This is a genomic window from Aeromonas sp. ASNIH7 (genome assembly GCF_002903485.1).
Classification (GTDB): domain Bacteria; phylum Pseudomonadota; class Gammaproteobacteria; order Enterobacterales; family Aeromonadaceae; genus Aeromonas; species Aeromonas caviae.
Window position 1 is genome coordinate 2,346,556 of the sequence record NZ_CP026226.1, and the last position, 11,294, is coordinate 2,357,849.

Annotated in this window: 8 protein-coding genes and 1 pseudogene; 3 read left to right on the forward strand and 6 right to left on the reverse strand. The window is 54.4% G+C overall.

The genetic code is table 11. The annotated features are described in order from the left end of the window. Positions 1–20: 20 nt before the first annotated feature. From C2U47_RS11055 to C2U47_RS11080, 6 genes and pseudogenes are all read right to left on the reverse strand, one after another. The gene (locus tag C2U47_RS11055) at positions 21–2,411 is read right to left on the reverse strand and encodes a DUF262 domain-containing protein (RefSeq protein ID WP_103261651.1); all 2,391 of its coding nucleotides are present in this window, start codon (positions 2,409–2,411) and stop codon (positions 21–23) included. Continuing rightward, entirely contained in the window at positions 2,408–4,198 is a 1,791-nt protein-coding gene (locus C2U47_RS11060; protein WP_103261652.1) for a DUF262 domain-containing protein, read from the reverse strand. Before C2U47_RS11060 ends, C2U47_RS11055 begins: the two co-directional genes overlap by 4 nt. 138 nt (positions 4,199–4,336) lie before the next feature. After that, entirely contained in the window at positions 4,337–5,368 is a 1,032-nt protein-coding gene (locus tag C2U47_RS11065) for an IS630-like element ISAhy2 family transposase (RefSeq protein WP_001809438.1), read from the reverse strand. Positions 5,369–6,001: 633 nt separating this feature from the next. Further along, on the reverse strand, positions 6,002–6,283 hold the full coding sequence (locus C2U47_RS11070) for a hypothetical protein (protein WP_103261653.1): 282 nt from the start codon (positions 6,281–6,283) through the stop codon (positions 6,002–6,004). A 9-nt stretch (positions 6,284–6,292) separates the two neighbouring features. Continuing rightward, positions 6,293–6,541 (reverse strand): hypothetical protein, encoded by a 249-nt coding sequence (locus tag C2U47_RS11075; RefSeq protein ID WP_103261654.1) that lies wholly within the window; start codon positions 6,539–6,541, stop codon positions 6,293–6,295. 535 nt (positions 6,542–7,076) lie between these two features. Then, positions 7,077–7,928, reverse strand: a pseudogene (locus C2U47_RS11080) (YifB family Mg chelatase-like AAA ATPase); the annotation flags it as partial. Between the two features lie 384 nt (positions 7,929–8,312). Here C2U47_RS11080 and ilvG point away from each other — a divergent pair. The 3 genes from ilvG to C2U47_RS11100 are packed head-to-tail and all read left to right on the forward strand — an operon-like array spanning position 8,313 to position 11,170. Then, positions 8,313–9,959, forward strand: a complete 1,647-nt coding sequence (gene ilvG / locus C2U47_RS11090; protein ID WP_041211990.1) for an acetolactate synthase 2 catalytic subunit — start codon at positions 8,313–8,315, stop codon at positions 9,957–9,959. Continuing rightward, positions 9,956–10,213, forward strand: coding sequence for an acetolactate synthase 2 small subunit (ilvM, locus tag C2U47_RS11095; protein ID WP_049636078.1), 258 nt, complete (start codon positions 9,956–9,958; stop codon positions 10,211–10,213). Before ilvG ends, ilvM begins: the two co-directional genes overlap by 4 nt. A gap of 12 nt (positions 10,214–10,225) precedes the next feature. Beyond that, positions 10,226–11,170 carry a branched-chain amino acid transaminase gene (locus C2U47_RS11100; RefSeq protein WP_039039680.1) on the forward strand — a complete coding sequence of 315 codons (945 nt, stop codon included), beginning with the start codon at positions 10,226–10,228 and terminating at the stop codon, positions 11,168–11,170. Positions 11,171–11,294: the final 124 nt, after the last annotated feature.

An 11,294-nucleotide genomic window follows, 5' to 3' on the forward strand; every position in this document is an offset into this window, starting at 1 on the left:
ATGTTTGGAATGAGAGTCCTTTAGGAAGTGATTCGCTCAGGTAAATCAGACGCCGTTGAGATGTGATTATTTAGTTGCTCCAATACATGTCCGACGTCATAGCTATTCGACACTATTTGATAGTGACCATGTTCTTGGCTGTGAAAAATATCTCTAAGCATTGCGCTAATTTGTGGCTCAATTTCCTTGGTTGGTAATGTTGTTCTTATGCAGAATTGGCTCTGATCTGCGACGATGCTGAATTCAGGCCATCTATCCGCCTGGAGGCAAGTCAGTTTGATATAAGGGCTGGAGGCAGTACCAACTGCTGTCACATAGGTTATATGTAAATTGTTAAAAGTTTGCGATTTAGCCCTAAGTTTATGATAGAGGCAGAATGTGAGCAGCTCGGCATGTTCACCATTAAGTTGTCTACGTTTTAGTATGTAAACCTTCTCGCTAGATTCAAAGCGAATAGCTTTAGCTTCACAAAACGCCATGACCTCCGGTGTACCGACGATCAATCGTCGCCAACTTTCACACTCGGACACACTGGATATGACACGCTCCAGTTGATTAGATAAGTCAATGTTGGGGTCCATTTGATCCCATAATTTTTTCAGCAGATCGCGCTTTCCCACCATGCGTAGGAATCGCTTCCAGCTGACTTCATCATCTGAGCGGTCCACTAAGAAGGATTTATTTCTTCCCTTTTGCAATAAGCAATCACCAAGACTCAAAAGAGCTCGCTGCCAACAATGCGACCCCAATTCTTTTAAGCCCATATTCGAGAAGGTGACACGAGCCCAGCTCCAGTAGTGTTCAAAAGCATGCTGGAGCTCTCGGTGCTGCTCAGCAGCCCAGTCACTGGGTGCTGCCATTTTGAACTTGTCTGTCACCATTGAGAACTCTAAAAGGAAGTCAATTTGTCCGGCGAAGTACCCATGCGATTCTGCTACTTGGATCAGAGGCTTCCACCCTTCATGGGCCAGCATCAACGCGCACTTGATACGCTCTTCGCCGATTTGAACTCTACTGAAGCCCTCTACGGAGTTGTCCGGATTTGCTAGATGCTCCCGAATGCGGTCCGCATGCATCAACAGTACATTCACACTTTCAACGCTACGCCGGAAATCATCTATCCGGTTATAGGTGGTGTTCACGGATAGGTTCTTGATGATCCTCATCCAGTGATCGAATGCCTCTGGCTCTGGTTTGCCCTGATGTTTATGGAGATAGCCCACATAGGCCGTGAACTGCACCGCCTCACTGTAGCTGAGTGAATTGTTGTTAGGATTAAGAATTTTTCCCAGGATGACAGACTCATTGAAGGACTGACCGTTTAGCAATCCCGTGCATAATCTACCTCCTTCGGCGTGTAACGCATTCAGCAAATAAATGAGCGACGTAGAGAAATGTTCATCCAGCCAATCCTGGCGATAGTAGTCATGGAATGAGAGTGTTTGATGCACATTGCGTAACCGCTCGGTATCGTTGTTGAATGCTTCTGTCCCCGAGTCTCGCGTCACCAAAGCCACTGCCCGAAACAAGCGTAGGAAAGTCTGATCAAATAGGTTGCTGACTTTGTCTCTGAATTGCCAGAACAAGTCCCCCCATTGTGTGTCCAGTTGGATGGCTACGTATTCATGGACGGGGAATGATTGGTCACTGATCTTAAACCTGCGATTTACGAGCTGGGTTTTCAGCAACTGCTCATAACGAGCCTTGAAGCTTTCGAAAGCAGTGAGAGGCTTTCCCCGGGCATTCATCTTGATGTAAAGGTCATCCGATAGGCCGAAGTCATGCAGGCCCAAGAGTTGAAAGGTGACTGGCGGACGAACTTCGTCTGTCAGTCTGGCGAATAAGTTCGAATGCGTTGCAAAGCGCTTATGGATGGCGTTCACCATGCCTAGGACAGACTGGATAGTTGGATCGCGCAGCCAGCTTCGGAAAAACCAAGGTTGATCGCACAACATGGTAGCGAGCGAAGCCACTTCGTCCACTGCTTCGGTTGGACGGTACGCCACCAACTGATCAAAAAAATCATTGCTACTGGGGCGCACTCCGTAGCAGAAACGGGATTTGCCGTCTGCCACGAATAGGGCTGTGAACACTTCCCAAGCATCATCGTGCCATGCGAGATACCAGTGAAGTAGAAACAGAGTGGTTAAACGCTGCTGTCCGTCCAAAGGGAGGAAATGAGTCTTTCCATGGCATACTTCAACACTGCCATAGATGAAGTCTAAATTCAGCGGCAGGCTGGTGTCATGAGCAGGCTTGAGCAAGGCATCTTCCAGTGCGGCAAGGAAGGAATCACGTACCTCTTGCTCATCAGGTCGGCCTTGGGCGTAGTCACGCTGGATAATCGGAATCTGGATGTGTGTGTGCCGCTGCAGCAGTTGAATGTAGCTGATTTGTTGACCCAAGTTCATTGTATTACCCTCCTGCTACCGCAGAAAAAGCGGGTGAGTGTATCCAACATGACGGTTTCGTATGCTTCTCGGTCTTGTTCGGTCCAAAATAGTGTGTTGCCCACTTGGGGGCTGTAGCACTTCAGGAAGATGTTGCGGGTACACAGCGGCACGAAGATGCCGGCCTGATCTAGCGACAGTAGTCGTTGACGCTTTAACGCAAACACGGCATTGCCGTAGCTGCGGTTGGTATGGTCGTCAAGCAGAGTCAGGTTGCCCAAGCCATGCTCTTCCTCCCACTCCTTAGCTTCGGCAAAAAACTCCAGCACTCTGTCATACAGACCGTCAAACACTTCCGGAGTCTTAGAGACTGCTTGGTCAGCTAAGTAGATATCAATCTCTTTGCATAAAGCATTGGCCGTGCCTTGCGCAGTCAGAAATCTTAGGCAGTGTTCCAGCCAGGTCTTTTGCGTATCAGGACGGCCAGGCCTATCGTCGCTAACGGAACGAATATGCTCGATATCCCAGCACTGGGTCTTGAAACTGTCGAACTGGAAACGCAGGTTGGAGCGCCCGTCTTGCAACAAGGTTGCGAGGTTGAACAGCAGAAGCAATGCACGGATGCGTACGTGGCTCACCTTACGGTCATAGCTGAGTCTATCCATATGTGTAAGCAGTCGCTCCCGTACAACCGCCTCTTGCACAGGAACAGACAGCTCATATCCTGTAACGCATTTGAAGATCTCTCGACGCAAAGTCAGCTCGAAACCGCTCTTAGTTGTGCCTTGCGCCAGTTGGCGAATGCTGTTGATACCAACGCTTTGATGAACCAGATAACCCACCATATGGAAGAGCATTCGGTCCTCAAACCATTCCTCTAACTGCAGAAAGCTGGACTTAATGCGTCCCCACTCGTCCGCAACGCTGGCACCAGATGCCTTGAGCCGCCCATTGACGTGATGGAAAGCGGCATAGGCGTCGTGTTGCCATGCCTGCGGTAAACCGTCTTGTTGCGCTACCAGTTCAAACAATAGGCCGATGCGGTTCTGGGCAGGAGCTGGCTTGTTGCTTATGAAGTACCAAAAAGCATTGTTTTGGAGAGCTTTTTCCAGTAGGTCCCATTCGTATGCGATGCGTAATTGGGCACTTGTGGGATCCGCTCCGGCACCGGTGCTTCGGCGCAGAAACAGCGCGCGGATCAGTTCGTCTGATGTTAGCGGTATCTTGCCTACATTCAGCCGGGTGAAGGCCTCAACTGGATGGTCCCCTTCGGCCAACTCGAACCAGATAAGCTTGACCTGGTTTAGTATCACAGCCTTGATCGTTTCCACCTCGCTTTCGTGCTGGGCGAACCAGTTCTCTATTGTCTGCATGGCCACATAGAGATGAAAATAGTCGGCGTTAGTATCCGCTAGTGCCGGCGACGGCTCGTCTAGAAAGCCCGCCAGCTTGGGGCGAGTTTCATAATCCAGCAGGTAGAGTGGTTGGCGGAAGCGCTCTGCCAATCGTTCGTTGAAGTGACGAAGGATCAACAACAGTGTAGTCAGACGTTGCTGGCCATCGACTACCTCCCAGTCCCCTTGTGGCCGAGCCTTGATTACTAAGGGTTGTAGGCAGTAGAACTCCTGAGGCTGAGGATTAGGTCGTTGGGTGAACTCGCGGAAGTCATCCAACAGTTGGGTTATCTGGAGTGAGGACCAGCGGTATCCTCTCTGGTAGGCTGGGATGAAGAAGCGTTGGGGCCGTTCATCTGCATGGAAGGTGCGTAGCTCATGAACAGTTTTCAATTGAATTTGTTGTGTCGCCATACCAGACGGGACCTCTAGGTCAGTAGTTCTTGGCTAGTGTTTTGCTCTCTACTAGCTCGATTTTTTATCGTCACATAAGAGCATCCCCCATGGTGCTGGAATTTGTAGGTACTAGCTAAATAACTGATCCCAATAGTGCTACACCTTCGCTGTGCCATAGCCATTCCCCGGGAAAGGAGACACGGTATCCATGAAGTGTTTCACTCGGGCCAGCAGGTTTGCCATCCCTCTGCATTGATGATTGCGCGTGATGGTTTCATGTAACTTGTGCCATAGCCGTTCTATGTGATTAACCCAAGGGCTGTAAACTGGCTGGAACACCAGGCAGAACTTGGGATTCTTCTTCAACCATCGCTCGGTCTGTTTGCTTTTGTGAATGATGTAGTTATCGAGGATCAACGTGATGGTTTTGGCTCGTCGGTAGTGGTGGCGCAGCTTTTCCAGCATGGCAATAAACAGCGATGAGTTTTTCTTGATCCCGCTGACGTAAAGTACCCTTCCGTTGCCTGCGTGGAGAACGCCTGCCAGATAATGCTTGGCATTCTGCCCCGGTGTGACAACCCGCTTTTGCTGCGCTCTGAACATCCAGTCGGCTCCTAATTTGGGATTGAGGTCTATATCGACTTCATCCTCATAAAACACCGGATTATCGGCATCACAGCGGGCCAGCGCGGCGTCGATATTCGCCATTTTTTCCTGATAGGCTGGGTCTTTTATCCGCAAGGTCGGCACGGGCCTGCGCCAGACAATGCCCATACGAGGTAACCATCGGCGGAGCGTGGAGGCTGCCACATTGAGCCCTGTTAACCGATTGATTTTTATAGCCAATAGTTCAGTACACCAACGGCTGCGCTGATAACCAAAATCTTGCGGAGAAAACTGCATGAGCAGCACCAGTAAGGTGACAATCTTGGCGATAGGTAAGACTGGGGCACGGCCAGCCGGTAAGGCTTCTAGCGCATCTATGCCTTCATCTCGATACCACCGAAGCCAACGACCGATGGTCGAGCGCGCAGCGCCGGTAAGGTGATGAACATCGGTGATCGTGCGTCCTTCATGTAACAGCAAGATGGCCATCAAGCGACGAGCATGTCCTTTATCACGGGTGGCATGGATGATTTTGTGAATGCGGCGCCGTTGTGGTCGTGGCAGAGGTGGTAGGATAGGCATCAACTCAGTCCTTTGGGTGTGGCTTGTTTTGTTTAGCGACTAATCAGATCGCACAAACTGGACTGAGTTCCCTTCCTCCGGTGATCTACTATTCGGAACAGCTATTTAGGGGAAATGCTTAATTTGCGACTTTCCTCAATGGTATGTATCCATCGTATTGCAGCCCTCGAACGACAGACTCGCGAACGTCTGAATTGGCTAGCCTCATGCACTAAAATACGATGTAAGGGCCTAATTTATTTGCATAAATTACAATTAATACAGCCCCGGTGGGGCTTCGGAAGCATGGGAACTACTAGGAAGAGCTTTTCTATCTGAGAACAGAACCAAATTCCATTGGTGGTGATGTTCAGGACTACAAAGTCTGAGACGTTTTTGCCAGATTATGCTGACTTTTCCATACTCACAGATCGCTATAGATCAGGACTGATGATCAGCATACGGCAGGCGTCTGTGTGGGGCTTGGACAAAGTCAGGCAGCGTGATCAATTTGGCGATTGTGCAGGCTTTAGGGTTTCAGATTCGTAGTGTCTCATAGTGATGTGCGGCTGTAGGAAATCGAGCAAATATCTGAACGCCCTGAGTGAATTTCAGGGCGTTCGTATAACAGATATTATTTTAATTAATAGCAACTTATTTTTTACCGTCCTTGGTAAGTGCATTGATGGCCTGATCGAGAGCTTGAGTCAACACTCCAATTTGAGTTTGTTGTTGCTGTATTTGAGTTTGCTGTGCATCAACTATTGGCTGTATTGACTGAACTGCATTCACTGCGGCTATAACCTGAACAGCGTTAGCTCCGCCAGCTTGAGCTACTCTCAGATTCCTAGCGGCGCCTCCCGAGCATTTTTTACCAGTTGCGGGATTAGTTGTCTGTGTTGTCCAGCCTGATTGATAGTCTTGTTCATTTTTCATAGGTCCTCCTTAACTACGACCTGCATTAACGATTTGGCTAATTCGGCCCTCGCTCAGACCAAAGTCTTTAGCGATATCCATTCGTTTATCGCCACGAGCTGCTCGCGTCTGAATTTGTAGATCGCGTATAGCCATGCTGTGTTGGGCATCACTTGCCTCTAGGGCCTCGACTCGGCTTAGTAGCTCGGTAAAGCCTGAGTTGATATCTTTCTTTATATTGTTGATTGTATTACTTAAATCAGTTGGTTTTTTAGCCATTCTTGCATCCTTCATCAATGCGGGGCTAAAGATCTTTAGCGCCGCTTAACTCCGAAGGTAAGCGTGCTCTTAATTTTTTGCAAGGGAAATTTAGGTGGGCTAAACATCTTTAGCTTTATGGACCTTATACCGCCAATGATCATGATCGGATACTTGGAGCAGGCATAATCTATTCTCCGAACAAAAGCCACCTTACGGTGGGTTATTTGCACGATGTTTTTCGATCTGCAGACCTTGGAATCCGGTAGATAACATCCTTGATGAGAGGGAGCAGATAGCGGTAAGCATCCCCTTCTATTTATCCGCCTGAGGCTTGTTTTCCAGGTATCAAAGTTTCTCTCGACCCTTGTTACCTGAGGCTTTCACCTTTGGCGCTTTGTTGCATTCGCATCGCATGCAAGTGATTGTTGCTGTAGCGGGTGTGAGGGGCGGGTAGAACGGAGAACCAAATCATTACTACTCAGACCGCTGTTAACAAGCTACCAACAGCAGTTTTGTCTCATTAATTTCAAAAATGTCTCATCTATTTCCACAAATGACAACCCCCGCCCACCAGCGCCACCGCCGAGGCGCTGTGATGGGGCGTGCGATACGGCCTGTGGTGCCAGTGGCCGGCGCGGGGGGTGAGGCCGCCGATGGAGTGAATGGCGGCGGTCTGCTGCGCCTCCTGTTCGCTCAGCGGTGGCAGAATGCCGGGCAGACGGCTGGCCAACATGCTCTTGCCGGTGCCGGGGGGGCCGATGAACAACAGGTTGTGGCTGCCAGCTGCGGCGATCTCCAGCGCCCGCTTCGCCTGGGACTGACCGATCACGTCCTGTAGATCCGGCACGTCGGGCAGGGTCTCCGCGCTCTGGGGTTCCGGCAGCGGTAGTTCGTACTGGCCCGCCAGCCAGGCGGTGACCGCCAGCAGCTGGTGGGCGGTGCGCACCTCGGCATCCTGTATGAGGGAAGCCTCCGGACCGTTCTCCCGTGGGACCAGCAGGGTGCGCCCCGCGTCGCGGCAGGCGAGCACCGAGGGGAGCACCCCAAGCACGGGGCGGATCTCGCCCGTCAGGGCCAATTCCCCTAAAAATTCGTGGTCTAGCAGGTATTTTGCGGGTATCTGCTTGGATGCGGCGAGAATGCCGATGGCGATGGCCAGGTCGAAGCGGCCCCCCTCCTTGGGCAGATCCGCAGGTGCCAGGTTGACGGTGATGTGCTTGGCCGGAAATTCGAAATTGCCGTTGAGCAGGGCGCTGCGCACCCGATCCCGCGACTCCTTCACCGAGGTTTCCGGCAACCCCACCATGTTGAAGGCGGGCAGGCCGTTGGAGAGGTGCACCTCCACCGTGACTTGTGGCGCCGCTATCCCCAGGCTGGCACGGCTATAAACAACAGCTAATGACATAAATACCGTCCTTGGTTTGATGTATATGCTGGTTAACCGTTTTTTATTAGTTTTTTGTTCCAGTTGTCAGGTTTCAGAGCAGTTAAAATCAGAGTCTTGTCAGGTAAAAAGTGCTTGCCCAATAAAAATCACCGTGCTAGTTCTAATAGCCATTCGCGGCAAGCTCCGCTCCCATTTCACAGGATTTCCGGTTGTAACTATGAACATGGCCTCCCGTTTCGTCAGCATTATTGTGGTCCTAGTGGTGATTATTATCTCACCGCTCGGGGCTCGTTTGGCTGCACGGAACAAGGGATAGACCCACCACCGGACAGAACGAAACAAGCGACCCCCGAGCCTCACGGCCCGGGGGTTTTTTTTCGACCAAAGGACAGGATTTTCCACATGAACGGCGCGCAGTTTTTGGTACAGGCTCTCAAAAAACAGGGTGTGACCCAGGTGTTTGGTTACCCGGGCGGGGCCATCATGCCGGTCTATGACGCCCTGTATGACGGTGGCCTGGCCCATCAGCTCTGCCGCCACGAGCAGGGTGCCGCCATGGCTGCGGTGGGTTATGCCCGCGCTTCCGGTCAGGTGGGGGTCTGCATCGCCACCTCTGGCCCCGGCGCCACCAACCTGGTCACCGGCCTCGCGGAGGCACTGCTCGATTCGGTACCGCTGGTGGCCATCAGCGGCCAGGTGCCCTGCGCCGCCGTCGGTACCGATGCCTTTCAGGAAGTGGACGTGCTCGGCATGTCCCTTTCCTGCACCAAGCACTCCTTCATGGTGACTGACCCGGCGGATCTGGGACGGGTCATTGCCGAAGCCTTCGCCATCGCCACCGAAGGGCGTCCGGGCCCCGTGCTCATCGACCTGCCCAAGGATGTGCAACTGGCCGCCGTTCCCTCTCAAAGCCCGCTGTTTGCCGTGGAGGAACCCGACCCCCTGAATCCGGCCGAACTGACGGTCGCCCGTACCCTGCTGGCCGGAGCTGAGCGTCCGGTACTCTACGTCGGCGGCGGGGTGGGCATGGCCAATGCCGAGCAGCAGCTGCGCGACTTTGCCGCCACCACGGGGATGCCGGCGGTCACCACCCTCAAGGGGATAGGTGCCCTCGACCCCGACAGCCCCGTTTATCTGGGCATGCTCGGCATGCACGGTACCAAGGCCGCCAACCTGGCGGTACAGCAGTGCGATCTGCTGGTGGTGGTAGGCGCCCGTTTCGATGATCGGGTGACCGGCAAGCTGGAGGAATTTGCCCCCGAAGCCAAGGTGATCCACCTGGATGTGGACGCCGCCGAGTTCGGCAAGCGCCGCGCCGCCGATGTGGGGATCACCACGGATCTCAAGCGTGTGCTGCCCGCCCTGGCGATGACGCTGACCCTCGACCCCTGGCGCGAGCACTGCGCCACCATGGCTCGGGAATACGCCTTCCGCTACGACCATCCGGGTCAGGCCATCTACGCCCCGGCCCTGCTCAAAGAGCTTTCAAGCCAGCTGCCTGACACCAGCGTGGTGGCCTGCGACGTGGGTCAGCACCAGATGTGGGTGGCCCAGCACATGCGTTTCACCAGCCCGCGCAACCACCTCTCCAGTGCCGGCCTCGGCACCATGGGCTTCGGCCTGCCCGCCGCCATCGGCGCCAAGATGTCGCGCCCCGATGACGAGGTGGTGCTGGTGAGCGGGGACGGCTCCTTCATGATGAACGTGCAGGAGCTCGGCACCATCCGCCGGGCCCGGCTCAAGGTGAAGATGGTGCTGCTGGACAACCAGCGCCTCGGCATGGTGCGCCAATGGCAGGAGCTGTTCTTCGACGGTCGCTACAGCGAGACCAATCTGTCCGACAACCCCGATTTCGTCGCCCTGGCTGCCGCCTTCGGCATTCCCGGCGAGACCATCACATGCAAGGAAGAGATAGGTCCGGCACTGGATCGCCTGCTGGCGAGCGAGAGTGCCTATCTGCTGCATGTGGCTATTTCAGAGGAAGAAAATGTCTGGCCCCTGGTTCCGCCAGGAGTCGCCAACCACAAGATGATGGAGCAACGCCCATGAACCAGCTCAATACCAGCACCCTGGAAATCCATGCCCAACCCAGAGCCGAAGTGATGGAACGGGTGCTGCGGGTGGTCCGTCACCGCGGTTTCAATCTCTGCGCCCTCAACATGGAGCAGGATTGCCAACAGCTGCGGATCACGGTTACTGTCGAATCGGTACGTCCCATCCAGCAGTTGTGGAGCCAGCTGGTGAAGCTGGTGGATGTCTCCCGGGTCGATGCACTGGAACAGCAACCCCGGATCAGAGCTTAAGGAGCCAAGCCAATGTCACAGCCTTCCCAATCCGCCGCCCACCCCCAATACATCTGGTTCAACGGCAAGCTGGTCCCCTGGCAGGATGCCCAGGTGCATGTCATGAGCCATGCCCTGCACTACGGCTCCTCGGTGTTCGAGGGGGTGCGGGCCTATGACACTCCCAAGGGGACCTGCATCTTCCGCCTGCAGGAGCACACCCGCCGCCTGTTCGACTCCGCCAAGATCTACTGGATGGACGTCCCCTACAGCGAGTCTGAGGTGAATGAAGCCTGCCGCACCGTGGTGCGCGAGAACGGCCTGAAGAGCGGCTACCTGCGCCCGCTGGCCTTTGTCGGCAACGTGGGGCTGGGGCTGCATCCGCCGCTGGATGCCAAGGCCGACCTCATGGTCGCGGCCCTGCCCTGGGGCGCCTACCTCGGTGAAGAGGGGTTGAAAAACGGAGTGGATGTGTGCGTCACCTCCTGGAACCGGCTCGCTCCCAACACCATCCCGACCGGTGCCAAGGCGGGGGGCAACTATCTCTCTTCCCAGCTCATCAGCCGCGAGGCCAAGCGCAACGGCTTCGCCGAGGGGCTGGCGCTGGATGTGAACGGCTATCTGAGCGAAGGGGCGGGGGAGAACCTGTTTCTGGTGAAGAACGGCGTGCTGTTCACCCCGCCCGCCACCGCCGCCATCCTGCCCGGCATCACCCGCGACACCATCATGACGCTGGCGCGCGACTTGGGTTACGAGGTGCGCGAGCAGGCGCTGCCCCGTGAAGCGCTGTACGTCGCAGACGAAATCTTCATGACCGGCACCGCCGCCGAGGTGACCCCGGTGCGCTCGGTGGATCGGATGAAGGTGGGCGCCGGTTGCCGTGGCCCGGTGACCGAGCAGTTGCAGAATGCCTTCTTCGGCCTGTTCAACGGCAAGACCGAAGACAAGTGGGGCTGGCTGACCCCCGTCAACGACTGATGATAGCGGGGAGGCGTCACGCCTCCCCGAGTCGCTTCCGGTGAAGGCTCCCCGAGGTGCCTTCACCAGGATCGATTCCCGATCCGCGAATCACACATTCATGTTGAAAGACAATGCGCCCCAG